The organism is Kitasatospora sp. NPDC023176, from assembly GCF_055560495.1.
Genome location: NZ_JBVHIP010000002.1, coordinates 114,009 through 134,303, shown reverse-complemented (window position 1 = coordinate 134,303; position 20,295 = coordinate 114,009). Strand labels below are relative to the sequence as shown.

24 protein-coding genes are annotated in these 20,295 nt (G+C 73.7%); 13 read left to right on the top strand and 11 right to left on the bottom strand.

Annotation, left to right across the window (positions count from 1 at the left end; genetic code table 11):
* Nucleotides 1-12: 12 nt before the first annotated feature.
* The 3 genes from ACZ3YL_RS04845 to ACZ3YL_RS04835 form a co-directional block, all read right to left on the bottom strand.
* Complete coding sequence (locus ACZ3YL_RS04845) at nt 13-189, bottom strand: hypothetical protein (protein ID WP_465655434.1); 177 nt, start codon at nt 187-189, stop codon at nt 13-15.
* A 62-nt stretch (nt 190-251) separates the two neighbouring features.
* On the bottom strand, nt 252-425 hold the full coding sequence (locus ACZ3YL_RS04840) for a CsbD family protein (protein ID WP_188304824.1): 174 nt from the start codon (nt 423-425) through the stop codon (nt 252-254).
* A gap of 271 nt (nt 426-696) precedes the next feature.
* Complete coding sequence (locus ACZ3YL_RS04835) at nt 697-1,134, bottom strand: hypothetical protein (RefSeq protein WP_465655432.1); 438 nt, start codon at nt 1,132-1,134, stop codon at nt 697-699.
* A 115-nt stretch (nt 1,135-1,249) separates the two neighbouring features.
* Here ACZ3YL_RS04835 and ACZ3YL_RS04830 point away from each other — a divergent pair, with 115 nt between their 5' ends.
* The 9 genes from ACZ3YL_RS04830 to ACZ3YL_RS04790 all read left to right on the top strand — a co-directional run bounded on the left by ACZ3YL_RS04830 (nt 1,250) and on the right by ACZ3YL_RS04790 (nt 11,696).
* Nucleotides 1,250-1,672 (top strand): MerR family transcriptional regulator, encoded by a 423-nt coding sequence (locus ACZ3YL_RS04830; protein ID WP_188304822.1) that lies wholly within the window; start codon nt 1,250-1,252, stop codon nt 1,670-1,672.
* A gap of 271 nt (nt 1,673-1,943) precedes the next feature.
* Nucleotides 1,944-2,387 carry an STAS domain-containing protein gene (locus ACZ3YL_RS04825; protein ID WP_188304821.1) on the top strand — a complete coding sequence of 148 codons (444 nt, stop codon included), beginning with the start codon at nt 1,944-1,946 and terminating at the stop codon, nt 2,385-2,387.
* Nucleotides 2,387-2,851: an ATP-binding protein gene (locus ACZ3YL_RS04820; protein WP_188304820.1), complete on the top strand. Its 465-nt coding sequence runs from the start codon at nt 2,387-2,389 to the stop codon at nt 2,849-2,851. The genes ACZ3YL_RS04825 and ACZ3YL_RS04820 overlap by 1 nt, the downstream gene beginning before the upstream one ends.
* 219 nt (nt 2,852-3,070) lie before the next feature.
* A complete protein-coding gene (locus ACZ3YL_RS04815; RefSeq protein ID WP_465655429.1) occupies nt 3,071-6,907 on the top strand; it encodes a HAMP domain-containing protein in 3,837 nt (1,278 codons plus the stop codon).
* Nucleotides 6,904-9,228, top strand: a complete 2,325-nt coding sequence (locus tag ACZ3YL_RS04810) for a SpoIIE family protein phosphatase (RefSeq protein WP_465655427.1) — start codon at nt 6,904-6,906, stop codon at nt 9,226-9,228. Before ACZ3YL_RS04815 ends, ACZ3YL_RS04810 begins: the two co-directional genes overlap by 4 nt.
* A gap of 203 nt (nt 9,229-9,431) precedes the next feature.
* The gene (locus ACZ3YL_RS04805; RefSeq protein ID WP_465655425.1) at nt 9,432-9,770 is read left to right on the top strand and encodes a hypothetical protein; all 339 of its coding nucleotides are present in this window, start codon (nt 9,432-9,434) and stop codon (nt 9,768-9,770) included.
* Between the two features lie 139 nt (nt 9,771-9,909).
* On the top strand, nt 9,910-10,278 hold the full coding sequence (locus tag ACZ3YL_RS04800; RefSeq protein ID WP_188304608.1) for a PRC-barrel domain-containing protein: 369 nt from the start codon (nt 9,910-9,912) through the stop codon (nt 10,276-10,278).
* A 71-nt stretch (nt 10,279-10,349) separates the two neighbouring features.
* Entirely contained in the window at nt 10,350-10,544 is a 195-nt protein-coding gene (locus tag ACZ3YL_RS04795; protein ID WP_465655422.1) for a hypothetical protein, read from the top strand.
* 162 nt (nt 10,545-10,706) lie between these two features.
* A complete protein-coding gene (locus ACZ3YL_RS04790) occupies nt 10,707-11,696 on the top strand; it encodes a S41 family peptidase (protein ID WP_465655420.1) in 990 nt (329 codons plus the stop codon).
* Between the two features lie 189 nt (nt 11,697-11,885).
* Here ACZ3YL_RS04790 and ACZ3YL_RS04785 read toward each other — a convergent pair whose 3' ends face one another.
* Nucleotides 11,886-12,380, bottom strand: a complete 495-nt coding sequence (locus ACZ3YL_RS04785; protein WP_188304611.1) for a hypothetical protein — start codon at nt 12,378-12,380, stop codon at nt 11,886-11,888.
* A 162-nt stretch (nt 12,381-12,542) separates the two neighbouring features.
* Nucleotides 12,543-13,496, bottom strand: a complete 954-nt coding sequence (locus ACZ3YL_RS04780) for a TIGR03557 family F420-dependent LLM class oxidoreductase (RefSeq protein ID WP_465655418.1) — start codon at nt 13,494-13,496, stop codon at nt 12,543-12,545.
* A 165-nt stretch (nt 13,497-13,661) separates the two neighbouring features.
* On the opposite strand from ACZ3YL_RS04780, the gene ACZ3YL_RS04775 reads away from it, so the two are divergent.
* Nucleotides 13,662-14,675, top strand: coding sequence for an iron-containing redox enzyme family protein (locus tag ACZ3YL_RS04775; protein WP_465655416.1), 1,014 nt, complete (start codon nt 13,662-13,664; stop codon nt 14,673-14,675).
* On the opposite strand, the gene ACZ3YL_RS04770 is transcribed toward ACZ3YL_RS04775, so the two are convergent.
* Both ACZ3YL_RS04770 and ACZ3YL_RS04765 read right to left on the bottom strand, forming a co-directional pair.
* Nucleotides 14,649-14,843, bottom strand: a complete 195-nt coding sequence (locus ACZ3YL_RS04770; protein ID WP_317621033.1) for a CDGSH iron-sulfur domain-containing protein — start codon at nt 14,841-14,843, stop codon at nt 14,649-14,651. The genes ACZ3YL_RS04775 and ACZ3YL_RS04770 overlap by 27 nt on opposite strands.
* Before the next feature lie 46 nt (nt 14,844-14,889).
* Nucleotides 14,890-15,546 carry a HemK2/MTQ2 family protein methyltransferase gene (locus tag ACZ3YL_RS04765; protein ID WP_465655413.1) on the bottom strand — a complete coding sequence of 219 codons (657 nt, stop codon included), beginning with the start codon at nt 15,544-15,546 and terminating at the stop codon, nt 14,890-14,892.
* A gap of 158 nt (nt 15,547-15,704) precedes the next feature.
* Between ACZ3YL_RS04765 and ACZ3YL_RS04760 the strand changes: the two genes are divergently transcribed.
* The 3 genes from ACZ3YL_RS04760 (at nt 15,705) to ACZ3YL_RS04750 (ending at nt 17,746) form a co-directional block, all read left to right on the top strand.
* On the top strand, nt 15,705-15,941 hold the full coding sequence (locus ACZ3YL_RS04760; RefSeq protein ID WP_188304616.1) for a DUF6296 family protein: 237 nt from the start codon (nt 15,705-15,707) through the stop codon (nt 15,939-15,941).
* A 212-nt stretch (nt 15,942-16,153) separates the two neighbouring features.
* On the top strand, nt 16,154-16,657 hold the full coding sequence (locus tag ACZ3YL_RS04755) for a hemerythrin domain-containing protein (RefSeq protein WP_188304617.1): 504 nt from the start codon (nt 16,154-16,156) through the stop codon (nt 16,655-16,657).
* 234 nt (nt 16,658-16,891) lie between these two features.
* On the top strand, nt 16,892-17,746 hold the full coding sequence (locus ACZ3YL_RS04750) for an STAS domain-containing protein (protein ID WP_465655410.1): 855 nt from the start codon (nt 16,892-16,894) through the stop codon (nt 17,744-17,746).
* A gap of 27 nt (nt 17,747-17,773) precedes the next feature.
* On the opposite strand, the gene ACZ3YL_RS04745 is transcribed toward ACZ3YL_RS04750, so the two are convergent.
* The 4 genes from ACZ3YL_RS04745 to ACZ3YL_RS04730 all read right to left on the bottom strand — a co-directional run bounded on the left by ACZ3YL_RS04745 (nt 17,774) and on the right by ACZ3YL_RS04730 (nt 20,093).
* On the bottom strand, nt 17,774-18,556 hold the full coding sequence (locus tag ACZ3YL_RS04745; RefSeq protein WP_465655408.1) for a YhjD/YihY/BrkB family envelope integrity protein: 783 nt from the start codon (nt 18,554-18,556) through the stop codon (nt 17,774-17,776).
* 64 nt (nt 18,557-18,620) lie between these two features.
* Nucleotides 18,621-18,929, bottom strand: a complete 309-nt coding sequence (locus ACZ3YL_RS04740; RefSeq protein ID WP_465655407.1) for a hypothetical protein — start codon at nt 18,927-18,929, stop codon at nt 18,621-18,623.
* Nucleotides 18,930-19,124: 195 nt separating this feature from the next.
* Nucleotides 19,125-19,388 carry a hypothetical protein gene (locus tag ACZ3YL_RS04735; protein ID WP_465655405.1) on the bottom strand — a complete coding sequence of 88 codons (264 nt, stop codon included), beginning with the start codon at nt 19,386-19,388 and terminating at the stop codon, nt 19,125-19,127.
* A gap of 48 nt (nt 19,389-19,436) precedes the next feature.
* Nucleotides 19,437-20,093 carry a DUF6328 family protein gene (locus ACZ3YL_RS04730; protein ID WP_465655403.1) on the bottom strand — a complete coding sequence of 219 codons (657 nt, stop codon included), beginning with the start codon at nt 20,091-20,093 and terminating at the stop codon, nt 19,437-19,439.
* Nucleotides 20,094-20,295 lie beyond the last annotated feature (202 nt).

Below are 20,295 nucleotides of genomic sequence, written 5' to 3'. Positions count from 1 at the left end.
GCCCCGTTCGCGTCAGGCCCGCTGCCCCGGCTCGTGGGTCGGTTCCGTCACCGCGAACTCCGGGCCGTCCTGCGGCCCCTTGTCCTCCTCGTGCTCCGGTGGCGGACCGCCCTCGCCGGTCATCCGGGCCTCCGGCGTCTCGACCGGCGCCGGCGGATCCGGTGGCACGGGCTCTCTCGTGGTGCTCATCGCCTTCACCTCCTGGTCGCCTTCCCCTCCTGGCGACGGGACGGGCCCGCCGGGTACGGGGGTCAGTCCTTGCCGGCGTCCTTGACCTTCTCCGCGGCCTGCTTGAGGTCGCTCTTGATCTGGGTTCCCCGGCCCTCGGCCTCGACCACCCGGTCGCCGGTGGCCTTGCCGGCAACCTCCTTGGCCTTGCCCTTGGCCTTCTCCGCCGCGTTGCGCAGCTTGTCCTCGGTACCCATGGGATGGGCTCCTCTCCTGGTTCCGACGGGTGGGGGCCGGCGGTGGTGGGCCCCTGAGCGGCGTCTGCCCCGGACGGGCGCTTCCACACGGACCCGGCAGGAATCAGCCCCCGGCACGTCCGGCTCGGCCGGCCCGGGTCAGGACGACCAGGCCCGGGGGAGCCGCCGGTCACCGCCGCGGTCCTCCTTCGACCAGCGCGCGACGAGGCCGGGATGTGCGGGAGGCAGGCCGGCGCGGTGGCCGCCTGGAAGGCGCCGATGGCGGGCCGGGTCATCGGTGCCGGGCCCCGGTCGCCACCGCTCGCCCGGTGCGGGGCCTGGCCCAGGGGGCCAGCTGGAGGAGCCCGAACGTCACCTCCAGGACCAGGAAGACCGACAGCAGCCGGGGTCCGTCATGCAGCAGCGCGTAGGTCTCCCACAGCGAGAACAGGACGCGCGCGGCCCCGTCCAGGAGGCCGTGCAGGGGCAGCGGCCGGAGGATCCGCAGCAGCGACCAGATCACCACGACGGAGCCCATCAGATTGGCGTAGAGGGTCTGCATCGGCGTCAGGGCGGGCATCGCGCCGAGGCCGGTGGCGGTCCCGGCGGCCGACAGCAGGTGGTGCAGCAGCGCGTACGTCCAGGGCGTGGCGAAGCCGGCCGTCACGATCAGGTCGTACCAGCCGCTGGAGCGGACGAGGCGCAGGTAGGCGGGGCAAGTCGGGGACACCGGGGCTCCTTCGGAGGTTTGCTGAGGTGCCGCCGACGCTAAACCGTGGAGTACGCTCCAAGGTCAAGTCGGACGAGCCGGGTGGCCGGCGGTCGACGCGATCGACGGGAGGGGCATGCGGATCGGAGAACTGGCCAGGCGCACCGGGGTGTCCAGGGACACGCTGCGCTTCTACGAGAAGGTCGGCCTGCTCGACGGCGAGCGGCTGGCCAACGGCTACCGCGACTTCCCTCCGGAGGCGGTCACCTGGCTCCACTACGTCCGCGTCGCCCAGGGCCTGGGTCTGACCCTGGCCGAGATCGCCCGGCACGGCGCGGAGCTGCGGGACGCGCCCGACAGTGCCGAGGCCCTCTCCGCGCTGTTCGAGGAGCGGATCCGCACCATCGACCGGCGGATGGCCGAACTGGCCGCGCTCCGGGCCGAGCTGGCCGCACGGGTCGGTACCGACTGCCCCCTGCGGGTGGGCGGCGCCTCCAGCCCGCCGGGCCCGGCCATGGAGCCGAGGAGCGGCCGGCCGGCGTCGACGTCCGCCCCCTGACGGCAGGCGCGCACGGACCCGGCGGGTGCCCGGGCGGTCCCGTCGCGGTCGCTGTTCGGCGTCGCCGTGGTGTCCGCCACCGCGTCCTCGCGCGGGTGTGTGTAGCCGTGATCCGGCCGGGCAGACGCGCGGCATGGACGGCGAGCAGGTGGTGCGCCAGACCGCGCCCGGGGCAGCCCCGCGGGCTCCGGTCGTCCGCGCGGCCCCCGGTGGTGCGCGGCATGATGGTCGGGACGGCGCCCCGCCGTCCCGACCGGTCAGGGAGTGCGCCATGCCGGGGCCAGCGGAGGATCCCAGCGGGACCGAGGGGGAACAGGACCGGCCCGGCCTCCACGTGGCGGTGGACCGCGAGGGGCCGGTTCTGATCGTCACCGTGGCGGGGGAACTGGACCACGACACGGCGGACGGACTGCGCTCCGCACTGGCCCGCCCGCTGGAGGCCGGCATCGAGCGGATCGTGGTCGACCTCGCGGAGCTGCGGTTCTGCGACTCGACCGGGCTCAACCTCCTGCTGCGCGCCCACATCGAAGGGGAGAAGACCGGGGTGCGACTGGAGCTCGCGGGCCTGCGCCCCATCGTGGCGCGGCTGTTCGCCATCACGGGGGCCGACAGCGTGCTGCGGATCCATCCCGACGTCGGCTCGGCGCTGAGGGCAGCGGGCCCGCCGGAGGGGCCCGGTGCCGCCCCTTCGACGGAACGGCGTGAGGGGGAGTGATGGACCGTCCCGGGAAGCGCCCGCTACGGGGCCGCGAGCAGACCAGGCGGATGTCGTTCGCCGGCAGCTCGGGCGCGGTGCAGCGCAGCCGCGACTTCGGCCGGGACGCCCTGCGGTCCTGGCGGTGGCTGCCCGCTGTCGACGACGAGCAGCGGGCCGTCACCGAGGACGTGCTGCTGATGATCTCGGAACTGGTCACCAACGCCTGTCTGCACGCCCCCGGAGGCCCTCGCGAACTGCGGCTGAGCTGGGACGGAGCCAGGCTGCGGGTGGAGGTCACGGACGCCAGCCCGGTGCGACCGAAGCTGCGCCCCCGCACCGATCCGGGGCAGCCTGGTGGTCACGGTCTGCGGGTGGTCGACCGGCTGGCCGGGGCGTGGGGGAGCGCGCCCGAGGCCGGCGGGAAGCAGGTCTGGCTGGAGGTGCCCTCCCCGCTCGACCACCATGTCCGTCACCCGTTCTGACGGTGGTGGGTCCAGCGGCGGACACACCCGGAGACCGGGCGCGTGCGCCGGCCGGCCCCGCCGGTGGTGTGCTGGGGGACCCCGCCGACGGACACCTTTCCCGCGTGTCAGCCTTCGGCGTCCGGTGGCACAGTGGGAGCAGGGCGGCACCCGCCGCCCTCGGGGCCGGGGAGCGCCGACGGCGCCCCGGGCACGTGGCCGACCCGGGCGGTGGGACGGATGGACGACCAGCCGGTACCCCGTGCGCAGCCCGTGGACCCGGCGGAGCAGGCGTTGCGGCAGCTGCTCGCGGGGCTGACCGCCGTCCGCGACGGGGACTTCCGCACCCGGCTGACCGAGGGCGTGCCCGGTGTGCACGGGGAGATCGCCACGGTCTTCAACGGCATGGCCGACCAGCTGGCGCGGGTGACCTCGGAGGTGACCAGGGTGGCCCGTGAGGTCGGCACGGAGGGGCGGCTCGGCGGTCAGGCCCGGGTCCCGGGTACGGCGGGGACGTGGTCGGATCTCACCGACTCGGTGAACGCGATGGCCGGCAACCTTACCTGGCAGGTGCGCAACATCGCGCAGGTGACCACGGCGGTGGCCCGGGGCGACCTCACCCAGAAGATCGAGGTGGACGCGCGCGGGGAGATCCTGGAGCTCAAGAACACCGTCAACACGATGGTGGACCAGCTCTCCGGGTTCGCCGACGAGGTGACCAGGGTGGCCCGCGAGGTCGGTACGGAGGGGCGGCTCGGAGGTCAGGCCCGGGTCCAGGGCGTCGCCGGGACGTGGCGGGACCTCACCGACTCGGTGAACTCCATGGCGGGCAACCTGACCGCCCAGGTGCGCGGCATCGCCCAGGTCGCCACGGCCGTCGCCGAGGGGGACCTGACCCAGAAGATCCGGGTGGACGCGCGCGGGGAGATTCTGGAGCTCAAGGAGACCATCAACACGATGGTGGACCAGCTGTCCGCGTTCGCCGACGAGGTGACCAGGGTGGCCCGCGAGGTCGGCACGGCCGGGAACCTGGGCGGGCAGGCGACCGTACGGGGCGTCTCCGGCACCTGGAAGGACCTCACCGACAACGTCAATGTGATGGCCTCCAACCTCACCGGCCAGGTCCGTTCGATGTCCGACGTGGCGACCGCGGTCGCCCGGGGCGACCTGTCCCGGAAGATCACGGTGGAGGCCAAGGGCGAGGTCGCGGCGCTCGCGGCCGCGATCAACACCATGGTGGACACCCTGTCGGTCTTCGCCGACGAGGTGACGCGGGTGGCCCGCGAGGTCGGCACCGAGGGCATCCTGGGCGGCCAGGCCCGGGTACCGAACGTCGCCGGGACGTGGAAGGACCTCACCGAGAACGTCAACTTCATGGCGCACAACCTGACCAGTCAGGTGCGCAACATCGCCCAGGTGACCACGGCCGTCGCCCGGGGCGACCTCACCCGCAAGATCGACGTGGACGCGCGCGGGGAGATCCTGGAACTGAAGACGACCGTCAACACCATGGTGGAGCAGCTGGGTTCCTTCGCCGCCGAGGTGACCAGGGTCGCCCGCGAGGTCGGTACCGAAGGGCGGTTGGGCGGTCAGGCCGAGGTCGAGGGAGTGTCCGGCACCTGGAAGCGGCTCACCGAGAACGTCAACGAGCTGGCCGGCAACCTCACCCGGCAGGTCCGGGCGATCGCCGAGGTCACCAGTGCCGTCGCGGCCGGCGACCTCACCCGCTCGATCACCGTGGACGCCTCCGGCGAGGTCGCCGACCTCAAGGACAACATCAACGCCATGGTCGGATCGCTGCGCGAGACGATCCAGGCCAACCAGCAGCAGGACTGGCTCAAGAGCAACCTGGCCCGCTTCTCCACCGCCGTCCAGGGCCGCCGGGACATCAAGGCCGTCGCCGAGATGATCACCGACGAGCTGACGCCCCTGGTCGGCGCCCAGTACGGGGCCTTCTTCCTCGCCGAGGAGTGCGACGGCGGCACCGAACTCGTCCTGATCAGCGCCTACGGCCGCCCGGCCGGGGCCCTGCCGGCACGGCGCCTGCGGCTGGGGGAGTCGCTGGTCGGCCAGGCCGCCCGCAGCCGGCGGATCATCGCCGTCGACGACCTGCCGCCGGGCTACGCCGTCATCGGCTCCGGCGCCGGGGCCACCGACGCCCGCTCGCTCGTCATCCTGCCCATCGCGCTGGAGGAATGGCTGCTCGGCGTCCTGGAGTTCGCCTCCGTGCACCCCTTCACCCAGGTCCACCTCGATCTCCTGGAACAGTTCACCGAATCCTGCGGAGTCAACATCGGTACCCTGCTCGCCAACGCCCGTACCGACGAACTGCTCGCCGAGTCCCAGCGGCTCACCGCCGAACTCCAGGCCAGATCGGCGGAGTTGCAGGCCGGACAGGAGGAACTGCGCCGCTCCAACGCGGAGTTGGAGGAGAAGGCCGAACTCCTCGCCCAGCGCAACCGCGACATCGAGGCCAAGAACCTGGAGATCGAACAGGGCCGGCAGGAACTGGAGGAACGCGCCCGGCAGTTGATCCTCAGCTCGACGTACAAGTCCGAGTTCCTGGCCAACATGAGCCACGAACTGCGCACCCCGCTGAACAGCCTGCTCATCCTCGCCCAGCTGCTCGCCCAGAACTCCGGCGGCAACCTCACCCCCCAACAGGTCGAGTACGCGGGCGTCATCCACTCCGCGGGCACCGACCTGCTCCAGCTCATCAACGACATCCTCGACCTCTCCAAGGTCGAGGCCGGCAAGATGGAACTGACTCCCGAGCCCTTCCCCGTACGGGAGTTGCTGGAGTACGTCGAGTCCACCTTCCGCCCGCTGGCCGACCAGAAGAGCCTCGGCTTCGAGATCAGCGTCGCCGACGCGGTGCCGAAGGACCTCCTGACCGACCAGGCCCGGCTGCGCCAGGTGTTGCGCAACCTGCTCTCCAACGCCGTCAAGTTCACCGACACCGGCCGGGTCGAGCTGCGGATCGAGCGCGTCGGAGGAGCCGGCCTGCCCGTCGAACTCGGCGATGCGGAGGCGGCGGTGGCCTTCCACGTCGGGGACACCGGCATCGGTATCGACGCCGCCCACCTCGACACCATCTTCACCGCCTTCCAGCAGGCCGACGGCACCACCAGCCGCCGCTTCGGCGGCACCGGCCTCGGCCTGTCCATCAGCCGGGAACTCGCCCGGCTGCTCGGCGGCACCCTCACCGTCCGTTCCACCCTGGGCGAGGGCAGCAGGTTCACCCTCTACCTCCCGCTCACCGGGCCGAAGCCCGCCCGTAAGCCGCCCGAGGACGAGCGGGTGGTCCTGGTGATCGAACCGGACCCGCCGGCCCTGCTCACCCTGCTCGTCCGCTCGGCCGTGGACGCGCTCGGCGCACCGGAACACCCGGTGCGGGTGAGTGAGGCCGGATCCGAGGCGGCGCTGCGGGCCGCCCTGGCGGAAGGCGTCCACCACTGCGTCGTCCTCGACCTGACGGGCTCCGGTGAACTCGCCCCCGCCCTGCTCGACGCCCTTCCGGGCGGCACGCCCGTCCTCGGCTACCGGGAGGACGGCGGCCAGGCCGACGCGGCCATCGGGAGCATCGAACTCGCGCAGGGACTGGACGACCTGCGCGACCGCGTGATCCGCCTGCTCGGTGGCCGCCACCCGGCCCGGCCCCGCGCCGCGGCGCCGCCGGCCCACCCCGCGGACGATCCGCTCGCCGGGCGCAGGGTCCTGATCGTCGACGACGACGTCCGCAACGTCTTCGCCCTGGCCGCCGCTCTGGAACAGTGCGGTCTCGCCGTCCTGCACGCCGGCGACGGACAGGCCGGACTCGACCTGCTCCGGGACCACCCCGACACCGATCTCGTCCTGATGGACGTGATGATGCCCGGCCTCGACGGCTACGCCGCGATCGCCGCCATCCGCGCCGACCCACGCTTCGCACACCTGCCGGTCATCGCCGTCACCGCCAAGGCCATGCCCGGCGACCAGGACAAGAGCCTTGCCGCCGGCGCCGACGACCACATCGCCAAGCCCGTCGACGCGCACCACCTGCTCGACCGGATCCGGCACTGGCTGAACGCGTCATGACCGCCGAGCACCGGCCCCCGGACCGTACGGCCATGGCCCTGGCCCTGGCCGAGACCGTCCGACGACTCCAGCACGCGGCCGAGCGGGGGCGTGCCGAGGCCCGCGGCCGTTCGGCCGTCGACCTCGCCACCGGGATCCTCGCCGAGCGGTTCGGCGTCCTGCCCGGCGAAGCCGCCGTCCGGCTCGTCCGGCTGGCCCGCGAGGCGGGCGTACCGGTCGCGTCCCTGGCCGCCGACATCGCCGGACTGCCCGGCGCAGGGCCTGACGCAGGGCCTGACGCAAGGCACGGCGCAGGGCACGAGGCAGAGCCCGATGCCCGGCCCGCGGCCCCCGCGCGCTCCGTGGACGATCCGCTGCCCGTTCCGTCCGCGCTCGCCGTCGCCACCGACCTGCAACGCGCCGCCGAGACCGTGCTGGAACAGTCGGCGGAGTCGCTCGGTACCCACGCGGTCGCCGTCTGGCAGCGGCTGCCCGGCGGCGCGCTCGCCCTCGCTGCGCACGCCGGCCTGCCCGCCGCCGAGGTCGAGGCCTGGAGCCGGGTCCCCCCGGGAGTCCCCACCCCCGCGCAGCGTGTGGTCGCCGAGGGTGCCGACCTGTGGCCGGGGGACCGGGGGACCGAGGGCCCTTCGGTGAGCGCCCGATCGGCCCGGGCCGTCCTCCTGCTGCTCGACCACGGACGCCGACGGGGCGCGCTGGAGGTCCTGTGGCGGCCCCCCGGCCCCGCGCTCAACGTGTTCCAGCGCCGACAGCTCGGCGCGATCGCCGACCTGTGCGCCACCCTGCTCGCCCACGCCGGCCCCGTGCCGCCGCCCGACGAGCCGGCCGCCCTCCTGGAGGCGCTGGTCACCCCCGCGCTCCTGATGGAGCCCGTGCTCCGGAAGGGCCGGGTGGTGGACTTCACGCTGCTGCGTGCCAACGCCCGGTTCCGCGATCCGCTGGGACGCCCCCGGGACGCGCTGGAGGGCGCCTCGCTGCTGGAGGCCTACCCGGCCGCGGCCGCCACCGGCCTCTTCGAACGGCTGGTGCGCGCGCACGAGACCGGCGAGCCGGTCCGCGGTGAGAACGTGCGACTGGTCTTCCGCTACCGCGAACTCTCCGTCCCCGCCACCGTCCTGCTCGGGGCCGCCCCGCTCGGCGGGAAGCTGCTGGTCGAGTGGCAGGACGAGACGGCGCGGGCCGGGCCGACCGAGCAGGACGCCCTGCTGCACCAGGCCCAGCGGCTCGCCCGGGTGGCCGGGTTCGAGGAACGCGGCGACGACGGCCGGATCCGCTGGACGAAGGGGATGCGCGAACTGTACGGGCTGCCGCCGGACGCCGACCCCGTACCGCTGGGCCGGCTCGCGGAGCGCACCCACCCCGACGACGCCCCGGCGGTCCGGCGCCTGCTGGACGGGGTCCGCCGCCGTCACCGGACCGCCTCGGCGGTGTTCCGGCTGGCGCAGCCGGACGGCAGCCACCGGTACACCCGGGTGATCGTCGAGCCGGTCCTGGACGACGAGGGGCGGCACACCGGAGTGCGCGGCGCCTTCCTCGACGTGTCCGCCCAGCACTGGGCGGAGGTCGCGCTCGGCGCCACCCGGGCGCGACTGGCCGACAGCGAGCAGGAGACGGCCGAGCGCGCCGAACTGGCTCTACGGCTCCAGCAGGCCATCCTGCCCGCCGCCCCGCCCCCGCTCGGGGTGACCGGCCTGCGGGCGGCCGTGCGCTACCGCCCGGCCGCCAAACGCGACCGGGTCGGCGGCGACTGGTACGACGTCCTGCCGCTGCCCGACAAGTGCGTGCTGCTCGCCGTCGGCGACGTCGCCGGGCACGGCGTCGGCGCGGCCACCGGGATGGTCGCGCTGCGCCACGCCCTGCGCGGCCTGGCCGTCACCGGGGCGGGCCCGGCCCGGCTGCTGGAGTGGGCCAACACCGTGGCGCTGCGCGAACCGGGGCAGGTCACCGCCACCGCCGTGTGCGTGCTGGTCGACCCGGCCGGCGGCGGGCTGCGCTGGGCACGGGCCGGCCACCTGCCGCCGATCCTGGTCGGACCGCGCGGCGCCGAGGTGCTGCCGCTGCCGCACGGCGTGCTGCTCGGCGCCCTGGACGACGCCCGCTACGAGGAGTACACCGCCCACCTGTCCGCCGGCGACGTCCTGCTGCTCTACACCGACGGCCTGGTCGAGCGGCGGGACCGCCCGGTGGAGGAGTCCGTCGACCAGCTGATCCGGACCGCCGGGGCACCCGGCCCGGATCTGGAGCGCTACCTCGACCGGCTGCTGGAGCTCAGCCCCGCCGACACCGACGACGACACCTGTCTGATCGCCGTTCGGGCCGAGTAGCCCGGCCGGGTGCGCCCCCGGAGGAGGTGGACGGCCCGCCGATCCGGTGATCGCCGTCCTGGGCCACCACGGTGCCGCCGCTGGGCCCGCTGACCGCCCGTGCCGCGCTCACGCGCCGCTCCGGACCCTCCGACCGCTCGGCCGGTGAGCGGTTGGCGACGGCGGGCGGGCGATCGGGCCTGGGCAGCCGTAGCGTCGTCGGTATGACGAGTGACGACATGACAGCGGTGGGGGTGCGTTCGGCGGAGGAGGTGTTCGCCGCGTTGGAGGAGGTGGGTGGGCGGCGCGAGCCGTGGACCGGATACGAGCACGGTTTGCTGGAGGCGTTCCGGTGGGCGGTGGGGGCCCAGGTCGGGGCTCCCGTGACCGGCGCCGCGGCGGTGGGTGCGGTCGGGCCGTGTCGGGCCGAGCTGCTGGCGGAGTGTCAGGCTGCGGCCTCCGGCATCCGTGCCTGGACCGAGCAGGGCCGAGACGGCGGGCGCTTTCTGGGTGCCTACTCGGCGCTGGCCTGGTTGTGCGGTCACCACGACGACCGGCCTTGAGGCCGGGCCGAGAGTGGCGGCACCTCCGGGGCGGACCAGCTGCCTTCGCCACCAGAACGTGGGCATGAACCACGCACTTGGGGGCACCCGAAGCCACAGACCGGTCCGTACGGGCCGGTCCCGAGCGAAAGGGCAGCGCATGAGCGACAACGTCGACATCTGGCAGTTCCGCACCGCGTCCGGCCACACCGCCGGCACCGACCTCATCGGGTTCCATGTCGAGGCCACCGACGGACCCATCGGCAAGGTCCACAAGTTGTCCGAGGAGGTCGGCTCCCAGTACCTGGTCGTCGACACGGGCCCGTGGATCTTCGGCAAGCACGTGCTGTTGCCCGCCGTAACGGTCACCCGCATCGAGCTCGGTGAACGCAAGCTCTACCTCGACCGGACGAAGGACGAGATCAAGAACAGTCCGGACTACGACGAGCGCACGCACGAGGCGGACACGGACTATCGCGACCGTTACGCGTTCTACTACGACCCCTACTACGGCGGCCACATCATCTGAACCGTCGGCTGGTGTGCGCGTACCCCCCAGTGCACTGGGGGGTACGCGCGCGCTGGTCATAAAACCGGGCCATGGTCGGCCTACAACCCGACAACCGCCACGTCCGGCCCACCGGCCGCATGGCCCTCCACCACCTCGGCGAACTCACCCTGCGCGTCGGCAGCCTCGCCGAGCGGCCGACAGTGCGGATCACCCGCTGCGTCCGACTTCACCTCCTCGAACTCCTCGGCGTCGAAGCCACCCGAACCCGCTGGCCACAGACCTGAAACAGTGACCCGCACAGTTCCGCTCGGTTCCGGGCCCCGCTGCTCGACCGAGAACCGAGTGCTGGTTCCGCCGTGCCCCGTTCCGCCGTCCGGGGGCCGTGAGCAAGAATCAGGGGCCACGAACCACAGGGGGAACGCATGAGGCGACGGTGGGCCGCTGCCATGGTTGCCACGCTGCTGCTCGTCGGCGGCGCCGCCGCCTCGGGGCCCGCTTCCGAGCCCGAGGGCGCCCGCCTCTCGCCGCAGGCGCGCGCCTATCTCTCGGACGCCCTGGACCTCCTCCGGCGTGACTCCCTCAACACCGCGAGGGTGGACTGGAAGGACGTCCGCGCCAAGGCCTTCTCCCGTGCCGACGGCGCCCGCACCCCGCAGGACACGTACTCCGCGATCAACGGCGCCGTGGGTGCGCTCGACGACCGCCACAGCCGCTTCGTTCCCCCGGACCAGGTCGACCGGGTTCTCGGCGACCCCGAGGTCGTCGACTCCCCGACCTCGCGCCAACTCCCCGGCCGTATCGGCTATCTCACCCTGCGCGGGGTGAACGGCTCGGACCGTACCTACGCCGAGTACGTCGCCCGGGGCCGCGCCGCCGTCGCCGGAACGGAGCGGGCGGGCGCCTGCGGCTGGGTGGTGGACCTGCGCGGCGAGACCGGCGGCGGAATGTGGGCGCCGCTCGCAGTAGCGGCGCCGATCCTCGGTGACGGCCCGCTCGGCGGCTTCGTCTCCGCAGACGGCAAACGGTCCGCTTGGTCGATCCGCGGCGGCGTGCCGTACCTGGACGACACCCCGCTGGCCGACGCCGACGGCGCCCACCCACTCGCCGCCGCCACCCCGCCGGTCGCGGTGCTCACCGGCCGCTGGACGGCCAGCGCGGGCGAGGCCGTCGCCATCGCCTTCATCGGCCGGCCGGCCACCCGCAGCTTCGGCGACCGAACCTACGGGGTGCCCACCGGCAACGAGCCGCACCGCCTTTCCGACGGTGCCGTCATCGTCCTCACCGGCGCTGCCGAGGCGGACCGTACCGGCCGGATCCTTCAGGGCCCGCTCGTACCGGACGAGACCGTCGATGCCCCCACCACCAAGAACGCCGACCCGGCCCTTGACGCCGCCGTCAACTGGCTTGCCGGCCAAGGTCCCTGCAAGGGCTATTGAACCGACATGGCAGGGGTCCAAGCCCGGTCCAAGCAGGTGTAGGTCCCGGCGGGCACGGTGCGGCCCTTGCCGGTCAGGGAGGCGTTGACGGTGCCGGCCGCGTGCGCCGGGGCGGCTGAACGGGGGGCCGCCGCCTGGACGGGCCGGCGGGCCGGTCCGCCGACGGTGGCCGCCGGCAGGGGTGGCGTCCTACCCGGCGGTGAGCCTGCGGTGGGTGCTCCGGACGATCTCGTGCCAGAACGGCGCGGCCGACAGGTAGCCGCCGAGCGCGGCGAGCACGCCGAACGAGACGTCGACGCTCACCCGGCCCTGCTTGGTCCAGTAGACGTCCTGCAGGTCCAGCAGCAGCGCGAACTCGTCGGTGATCAGGGCCGCGCCCGCGCCGTACACGGCGGCCACCGCCGGGTGGCCGACCGCAGGCTCGTCGCCGCGGACGGCCACCAGGCCGACCCCGGCCAGCGCCGCGATGCCGAGGTTGTAGTGGTGCAGGTGCTTCCCGCCGGCCGAGACGTTGCCCCAGGGCAGCCAGCCGCCCTTGATCCCGTGCGTGATGAGGCGCACCGCGCCGAAGGTGGTGCCGAACGCCGCCCACATCACCACGAGTGACCGCTTGGTCGGCGTCAGGTGCCGATCCGCCGCCCGCCGCCACTCCTCCGCCAGCCGCGCGAGTGCTGTTGTTGCCATGCCGTCGACCTCCGACCACTGTCCGGCCCCCACGCCCGACGCTAACCGGAGAGTCGCCCGTCCACCCGGCGGACTGCGGCGGCCGGGCCGTCCGGAGGCCGGGAGCGTCGATCCGGCGCGGCCGCTGGCGCCGGTGGGCGGGAACCCCTCGGGTTCCCGCCGTCAGTTCACCCGGGGCAGGATCCGCTCGCGGTAGAAGTCGAAGAAGCCCTCCTGCTCCTGGCCGATCTGGCCGACGTACACCTCGTCGAAGCCGGCCTCGACGTAACCGCGGAGGCGGTCGACGTGCTGCCGGGGGTCGTCGCCGCAGGTCACCGACCGAGCCACCATCTGCTCCGTCACCAGCTCGGTGGCCTGCTCGAAGTGCTGTGGCGTGGGCAGGATCTGGGCGAGTTCGCCGGGCAGCAACTCGCTGGGCCAGAGCCGGTGAACGGTCTTGACCGCCCGCTCATGGTTCTCCGACCAGCACACCTTCACCCCGCCGACCACCGGCCCGGTGCCGCCCGCCGCGCGATAGCGCCCGACCAACTCGGCGTCGGGGGTCATGGTGACCAGCCCGTCCGCGTACTCCGCCGCGGATTCGGCGGCTTTGGGGCCGAACGCCGAGACGTACACGGGCAGCCGACAGCCTTCCGGCGGGGTGTAGAGCCGGGCGTTCTCCACGGTGTAGTGGGGGCCGTAGTGCGACACCACGCCGCCGGTGAACAGCTCGCGCATCACCGCCACGGCCTCCTCCAGCATCTCGGCCCGTACGTCGAACGGTGGCCAGCGGTCGCCCAGGACGTGTTCGTTGAGCGCTTCGCCGGTGCCCACGCCCAGCCGCAGCCCGCCGGGCAGCTGCACGTCCGCGGTGGCCGCCGCCTGGGCGGTGACCGCGGGGTGGAGCCGGACGGTCGGGCAGGTGACCAGGGTGGTCACCGGCAGCCGGGTGGCCTGCGAGAGCGCGCCGATCACGCCCCAGACGAACGGGCCGCTGCCCTGGGCGTCGTTCCAGGGGTGGAAGTGGTCGGAGATCGCCAGCCGGGTGAAGCCGGCCCGCTCGGCCAGCCGGGCCTGCTCGACAAGCTGGGCGGGGGTGAACTCCTCGCTGGACAGGAAGTAGCCGAACTCGGTCATGGCAGCCTCGCTTGGTCGGTGGGCTCGTCGGACGTCGTTCGCCGAGGCGGCTAACCGGACCGGCCGCGCCGAAACCTCGGCCCGGTTTGCCCGGTCCGGCATCGGGTAGCCGGTTGGCTCGGAGGCGCTCCGTCGGAGCACCCCTGTCGTACGGAGGCGGCCACCATGGACGCGCGCGAGGCGATGAGTCCCGTCCCGGGTCCGCGCGGACCCCTGTCGGAGGCCGTGCTCGGCCTGGTGACGGCCGGCCCGCCGGGCGAAGGGCGGCTGTCGGCCCCGCCCGGCCCGTTCTCCGATCCCTGGGGCGAGGACCACCAGCTCGCGCTCCACCTCTGCTACGAACTCCACGACCGGGGCCTGCCGGGTGTCCACCCCGACTGGGAGTGGGATCCTGAACTCATCCTCCTGCGAGCGGAGTTGGAGCGGCCCTTCCTCGACGCGGTACGGGCGGAGGCGGAGCCGGTCCGGCCGCTGTCCGAGGCGTTGGAACACCTGCTCGTGGAGCCGGTCGAGGGCCGTGGGCCCTCGTACTTCCTCCAGGCGGAGGGGGAGCGCCGCCATGTGCGGGAGTACCTGGTGCACCGCTCGGTCTACCACCTCAAGGAAGCGGACCCGCAGCTGTGGATGCTGCCGAGGATCCACGGCCCCGCGCAGGCCGTGCTGATGGCGATCGCCTACGACGAGTACGGCTCGGGGCGGCCGGAACGGGCGCACGCGCTGCTGTTCGCCCGGATGATGGCCGCGTTCGGGCTCGACCCGCGCTACGGCCACTACCTGGACCTGGTGCCCGCGCCCTCGCTGGCGATGGTCAACCTGATGACCCTCTTCGGCCTGCGTCGGGCACTGCGCGGCGCGGCGGTCGGGCACTTCGCGAGCATCGAGATCACCTCCTCGCCCGGCGCGGCCCGGCTGGCGGCGGCGCTGGAACGTCTGGGCGGCGGGCCGGACGGGACGCTCTTCTACCGTGAGCACATCGAGGCCGACGCCGTACACGAACAGCTGGTGCGCCGCGGAGTGATCGAGGAACTCGTCTCCGGCGAGCGGGAGTCGGCGCAGGACATCGCCTTCGGCATCGCCGCTGCGGAGGTGCTGGACAACCGCTTCGCCGACCACCTGCTGGACTGCTGGCGGGACGGCCGCAGCTCCCTGCGCTCAGCTCTCCCCGACGGCCCGGCCTGAGGCCTCGCCCGGGCGGGTGTGCCGCCGGTGACTGGTGTCGCAGAACGGCTGGATCCGGCTTCGCCGGCAGGCGCACAACGCCACCACGGGGCGCTCGCAGATCCGCACCGTGCCGTCCGGCAGGACCACCTCGACGGGCCCCTCGACCAGCAGTGGACCACCCGGCACCACGACCACCCGAGGGAGAGGCCGCTCGGCGTACCCGGACGACCGGTCAGCGTTCCCGGACACCGCGCACCACCACCAGTTCCTCCGCACGCTCACCGGGCCCGATGAGCCCCCGCCGCTCGAACAGCTCCGCCCGGGCCGACATCACCGGACCGAAGGGCTGGTGCCGCCTGGCCGCCACCCGCACGCGCAGCCCGGCGGCGCGCAGCAGCGACACGGTGGCCGGGACGTTCGCCAGGGCGGACTGCACCACCAGCAGCACACCGCCGCCTGCCAGCACTCCGGGGGCCGCCCGGCAGATCCGGTCCAGCACCAGCCGTCCGTCCCGCCCGGCGTCCCAGGCCAGCGCCGCGCCGCGACCGGGGTGCGACCGGCCGGGGTCGGCGGGGAGGTAGGGCGGATTGGCGGTGACCAGGTCGAAACGTCGGCCGACCACCGGCGACAGCAGATCGCCGTGGTGCAGCCGGACCCGGCGATGGTGCAGCCGGGTGTTGCACCAGGCGGTGGCCACGGCACGGACGGAGAGGTCGACCGCCGTGACCCGCGCCCCGCTGTGCGCGGCCGCGAGCGCGACGGCTCCCGTGCCGGTGCACAGGTCGAGCACCCGGCTGGAGTCGTCCAGCGGCTCCAGCCGGACGCACTCGGCCAGCAGTTCGGTGTCACCCTGAGGCGGATAGACGCCGGGTGGTCTGAGCATCAGCATGCCGGGCGGCTGCCCAGGAGGGTGCGGCTCACACCTTCCGGAGGGCTCCACCGGGTACGACTTCCGGGCACGACAGGGCCGTAACGGCCCGTGTACACGGGAGTCGCGGGGGGGAGGACAATCGGGCGCACCGGGGTGGGAAGAAGGAGAGCCCCGCCATGACACGCCTCAACCGCCGTTATGCGGTGACCCTGCCCGGTGCGATCAGCGGGCACGGGCCGGCGACCGTCGTCGTCGTCCACGCGACCGACACCGTCGGTCCCGGGGGAGGGCTCGTCTGGGAGAACGAGGCCGGAGACCTGCGGGTGGAGATCACGGGCGAGACCGCAACGGTGCTCGCGGCTCCCGCCGAGGGCGGCCGCCACCCCTGTCTGCACGCGGTGCCGCTACCGTGACGGACTGCCACCGGTGGCAGTCGGAGCCTCCCGGACGGTGATCAGGCGGGCGTCGGCCCCCTCCCCGTACCCGGCGTACCTCCGGAACCTCGGCCCGGACCCGGACGGACGCCCGGAAGCAGCGGCGGCAGTCCTGCTCGGCGGCCCCGCGTTTGCCTCCCGGCCACCCGGGGACACGCCCGGTCGGGAACGTGTCGAGAAGGAGACGAACGATGTCGAACGATGCGATCGTCCTGCTGCGGGAGGACCACAAGGAGGTCCGCCACCTGTTCCGCGAGTACCGCGGACTCGCCGAGGACGGCGACGACCCGGCCCGGGCCGAGACGGTCCGACAGATCATCCAGTCGCTGACCGTCCACACCTACCTGGAGGACGAACTGGTCTACCCCAGGATCCGTCAGGAGGTGCCCGGGCTCGCCGAGGAGATGGACCGGGCCAAAGAGGAGCACCACGTGGCCGACCTGCTCTGTGAGGAACTGAGCCGGATGTCCCCAGGCGACGAGGGGTTCGACGCCAAGACCGCCGTCCTGATCGATGCCGTGGAGCGGCACATGGAGCAGGAGGAGGATGCGTGGTTCCCCACGGTCCGGGCCGCGCTCGGCCGCAAGGAACTGCAGGAGCTGGGTGTGCGGATGCAGGCCGTGCGCGAGTCGGCGCCCCGGCGCCCGAGCGGCGGCGGCGTGCTGCACCGCATCGCCGACGCCCTGGAGGGCTGACCGGGCCCGTTCACCGGGAGCGACACCCGGGAAGCGACACCCGCCGGAAGGGGCAGCCGCGCACCACGACGAAGACCCGGCCGGGTGCGCCCAGCACATGCGGGTAACCGTCGGCGGCCGGTCGAAACCGCCGACCCTCGGCTGCCCGAGCGGACGGGGGCCAACGGACCGGGCGACAGGGGAAGCCGGAAACAGGCTTGCGGAAACCGGTATTGGAGTTCGTATGATGGGCATATGGCCGAGGTCCAGGAGCCGCGCACCAAGTGGACGTTCCTGACGCAGCATGCCCGCATCCTGCTGATGATCGCCCGCGAACCGGATGTGCGCCTGCGGGACATGGCCGCCGCGTGCGGGGTCACCGAGCGGGCCGTGCGGGCGATCGTGACCGACCTGGAGCGCGCCGGCTACGTCATCCGTACGCGGCACGGCCGCCGTAACCACTACCGCGTCGTGCGCGGTACGCACTTCCGCCACCCGGCCGAGGAAGGCTACGAGGTCGCCGGACTGCTCGCCGTGTTCGCCGACCTCGCCCGGCTCCCGGTCCGCTCCGAGCGGCCCGACCCCGCCGCAGGGCTCCCGGTGTGCGACGGCGAGCGCGGCCGGACGCGCCGGCTCAGCGAGACCACGGCCGGTCGCCGTACCGGCCGGTGGTCTCCGGGCCTGCCCGCCGCCGACCCGGACCCGCGGACGGAGCCCACGGCGGAGCTGCCTCCACCCCGGCATCCGGCCGGTGTGTCGGTACCGTTCGGCGAGGTCGCCGCGCCGCACCTGGCGATCCGGCTCACCCGGCACGGTACCGGCCGCTGCCGCGCGGTGGTCCGCGGCGAGATCGACGCGGACGTCGCGCCCGCGCTCGCCCGGGCGCTCGCCATGGCCCTGCGGGCCAGCACCACCGGCGTGGACGTGGTGATGACACAGGTGTCCTTCTGTGACTGCCGTGGCCTGAACGCCCTCCTCACGGCGCGGTCGGCGGCCGGGACCACTGGCAAGGACGTGGTCCTGGCGAGCGCTTCACCCCAGGTCCGGCGGCTGCTCGACCTGACCGACACCACGGACCTGTTGGCGACGCCCGGGCGTGCCCACCACTGAGCGAACCCGGCCGCGGGTGGGGGCGGCCTACGCCGGCTCCTGGTCCTGGTCCCGGGCGGGGTGGACCATAACGCGGCCGAACAGCGCGCCGCCGTAGATGGTGTAACCGACGCCCACGAGCCAGGACACGACGACCAGGACGGTGCCGATGGTGCCGTAGGAGACGGCGTTGGCGACCAGCAGTGGCGCCAGGACCAGGGTGGAGAAGAACCACAGGCCCACCAGGGCGACCACCACGGACACCGCGCCCGGCAGCAGCAGTCTCCAGTCCACCCGCGATGCGAGGAGCAGCCGCTGCAGCCACCAGAACACCAGGACCCCGCCCAGCAGCGTCACCGCGATCCGCAGACCCGGCTGCCAGACGCTGTGACGGCCGGGCTGGCCGCTCCACGCCGCCGCGAGGATGTAGCCGAGGAGGCCCGCCAGGCCCACGGCCTGGCGGGCCGCGCTGTGCCACGGGCCCCTGGGGAGGTCCCAGATCCGCTCGAACGCGCCTTGCACCGAGGCCATGAGCGAGACCCCGAACACCGCGACGGCCGCCACGCTGCCCGCCGTCGTCGTGCTCAAGGTGCGGCCCCGGGCGGCGAACAGCTCCCGGACCGCCGCGGCGCCCTTGCCCGACAGTCCCATCGCGTCCGTGATCCACTGGGCCAGCCCGTCGCCCCGGGTCACCGAAGCCGCCGCGATCACCACCAGCAACGGCATCAACGTGACCAGGAACAACGCCGCGAAGGCCATCGAGCGCTCCAGCAACTGGACCTCGCGCCCACGCTGCCACAGCTCCCGCGCCCGGTCCGCCAGTACTCGCATGCCACTCCCGTCCACATCGAAGCCCACACCGCCCCGGGACACGGCGGGCCGGTGCCCCCGTGGTTCAGGGGGCGGAGGGGGCGAGCGGAGCCGTGACGGCGTCGGGGGCGGGTGGGGTGTGGGTGGTGGCGATCCGGCAGGTGCTGCAGGTGTGCCAGTGGGGTGGGTGGTCGTGGGTGGTCGGCTGTGGGGCGATGATCATGTCGGAGGTGTCCAGGCCGCAGAAGGTGAGGGGTCCGCAGGTGCCGGACGGTTCCGTGGGGGCGTGGTGCGCGCTGCGCACGGGGTTCTCGGGGATTGCCGGTGCGTGGTCGGGGTGAAGGCCCCGAACGTTGGTCGGCGCATCCAGTTCCAGCACGACGACGATGTCCATCTCCCCACGGTGGCCTCGGACGCGGCGTGCCGCACTCGTGCGGCGGCATCCGGACCAGTCGGCCGTGTGGCGTGACCCGGGTGGATCCGTCCGCGGCCGCCGCGCGTCGGTCCATCCGGTGCCGTTCGGGCCGGCGCCTGCCTCCCTGACGTCGGCCGGCCTTCATCCGGTTCCTCGCTGATCGGCTCGGCCGGTTCAGTCGCGCGGTTCGCGCGGTTCGGGTTCCTGGGCCTGTTCCGGCGCCGTGCCCGCCTGCGGCCGCCGTGCGGGGGCCGGATCCGTCGGCTCCTGCGGTTCCAGTCGGTGGGCCATCTCCGTCGCGTCGTAGTCGGGCCCGTCCTGCGGGCCTTCGTCCTCCTCGGGCTCGGGTGGCGGTCCGCCCGCACCGGTCATCCGGGACTCCGGAGTCTCGACCGGCACGGTCGGGTCCTTCGGGCCGGGCTCTCCCGGGGCGCTCATCGCGTTCACCTCCCGCAAGCGTCTTGCCCCGCGTGCGGGGCCGAAACGTCACGGGCCGTCGTCGTCGCCGCGGTCGCTGCCGTCGTCGTCGCTGCTGTCCTCGCCGGCGGCGTGGTCGCCCGGCGGCGGGGTGTCGTGGCCGTTGCGGCGGTAGAGGTGTCCGACCGGCAGCAGGAGCCAGCAGAAGGCGAACCACAGCATGACGGCGGCGGTGATCCAGCCCGAAACGGCCGAGCCGGTCGCGACCCGCAGCAGGAGCAGCAGCGCCGAGCCGATGGTGAGGGCCAGGAGTATCAGGCCGGTGGTCACCAGTCGGGCTGCGGCATCGACGAGTTGGGGCTTCAGGCGGTGTCCGGCGAAGATCCGGTGGTAGGCGACGGGGGAGGTGAGCGCGCCGGTGGCGAGTGCCCCGAGCACGACGGTGGCCACGTAGAGTCCCCGGTCGAAGGCGCCGAGTTGGGCGAAGCGCGGCATGAAGGCCACGCTCAGCAGGAACCCGAAGAGGACCTGCGAGCCGGTCTGGGCGACCCGGACCTCCTGGAGGAGGTCGCGCCAGCGCCGGTCCGCGCGCTCCTCGGCCGACTCCCGGCGCCCCGTCCGGGGCCGGGAGCCGAGGCCGTCGCGGCCGGTGCCCGGCGTCGTCATGGTGATCACCTCCGCCTCCTGTGCGTCGGCGCGGGTGGCGCGGGTGGTGCGGGTGGCCACGAGGGGGTCGTCCCGTCCGGCGGAGTCGACGGTTTCCGGTGGGTGCCCGGCCTGTCACCGCTGCCCGGGGTGCGGCGTCGGCGGTGGTGCCGGGTCGGGGGCCGGGTAGGGACCGGGGTCCGGGAGCGGCGGGATGGGCGGAGGCACCGGATCGGGGCCCTCGCCCGGCCGGGGCGCGGGGTTGGGGTGGGGGATCGGCTGG

Coding starts and splice junctions, on each gene's coding strand:
- ACZ3YL_RS04760 (WP_188304616.1), top strand. CDS start 15,705: ATGACACGCCTCAACCGCCGTTATGCGGTGACCCTGCCCGGTGCGATC.
- ACZ3YL_RS04745 (WP_465655408.1), bottom strand. CDS start 18,556: ATGCGAGTACTGGCGGACCGGGCGCGGGAGCTGTGGCAGCGTGGGCGC.
- ACZ3YL_RS04800 (WP_188304608.1), top strand. CDS start 9,910: ATGAGCGACAACGTCGACATCTGGCAGTTCCGCACCGCGTCCGGCCAC.
- ACZ3YL_RS04845 (WP_465655434.1), bottom strand. CDS start 189: ATGAGCACCACGAGAGAGCCCGTGCCACCGGATCCGCCGGCGCCGGTC.
- ACZ3YL_RS04815 (WP_465655429.1), top strand. CDS start 3,071: ATGGACGACCAGCCGGTACCCCGTGCGCAGCCCGTGGACCCGGCGGAG.
- ACZ3YL_RS04755 (WP_188304617.1), top strand. CDS start 16,154: ATGTCGAACGATGCGATCGTCCTGCTGCGGGAGGACCACAAGGAGGTC.
- ACZ3YL_RS04785 (WP_188304611.1), bottom strand. CDS start 12,380: ATGGCAACAACAGCACTCGCGCGGCTGGCGGAGGAGTGGCGGCGGGCG.
- ACZ3YL_RS04775 (WP_465655416.1), top strand. CDS start 13,662: ATGGACGCGCGCGAGGCGATGAGTCCCGTCCCGGGTCCGCGCGGACCC.
- ACZ3YL_RS04765 (WP_465655413.1), bottom strand. CDS start 15,546: ATGCTGATGCTCAGACCACCCGGCGTCTATCCGCCTCAGGGTGACACC.
- ACZ3YL_RS04825 (WP_188304821.1), top strand. CDS start 1,944: ATGCCGGGGCCAGCGGAGGATCCCAGCGGGACCGAGGGGGAACAGGAC.
- ACZ3YL_RS04805 (WP_465655425.1), top strand. CDS start 9,432: ATGACGAGTGACGACATGACAGCGGTGGGGGTGCGTTCGGCGGAGGAG.
- ACZ3YL_RS04735 (WP_465655405.1), bottom strand. CDS start 19,388: ATGAGCGCCCCGGGAGAGCCCGGCCCGAAGGACCCGACCGTGCCGGTC.
- ACZ3YL_RS04810 (WP_465655427.1), top strand. CDS start 6,904: ATGACCGCCGAGCACCGGCCCCCGGACCGTACGGCCATGGCCCTGGCC.
- ACZ3YL_RS04790 (WP_465655420.1), top strand. CDS start 10,707: ATGGTTGCCACGCTGCTGCTCGTCGGCGGCGCCGCCGCCTCGGGGCCC.
- ACZ3YL_RS04740 (WP_465655407.1), bottom strand. CDS start 18,929: ATGGACATCGTCGTCGTGCTGGAACTGGATGCGCCGACCAACGTTCGG.
- ACZ3YL_RS04780 (WP_465655418.1), bottom strand. CDS start 13,496: ATGACCGAGTTCGGCTACTTCCTGTCCAGCGAGGAGTTCACCCCCGCC.
- ACZ3YL_RS04750 (WP_465655410.1), top strand. CDS start 16,892: ATGGCCGAGGTCCAGGAGCCGCGCACCAAGTGGACGTTCCTGACGCAG.
- ACZ3YL_RS04795 (WP_465655422.1), top strand. CDS start 10,350: ATGGTCGGCCTACAACCCGACAACCGCCACGTCCGGCCCACCGGCCGC.
- ACZ3YL_RS04830 (WP_188304822.1), top strand. CDS start 1,250: ATGCGGATCGGAGAACTGGCCAGGCGCACCGGGGTGTCCAGGGACACG.
- ACZ3YL_RS04840 (WP_188304824.1), bottom strand. CDS start 425: ATGGGTACCGAGGACAAGCTGCGCAACGCGGCGGAGAAGGCCAAGGGC.
- ACZ3YL_RS04820 (WP_188304820.1), top strand. CDS start 2,387: ATGGACCGTCCCGGGAAGCGCCCGCTACGGGGCCGCGAGCAGACCAGG.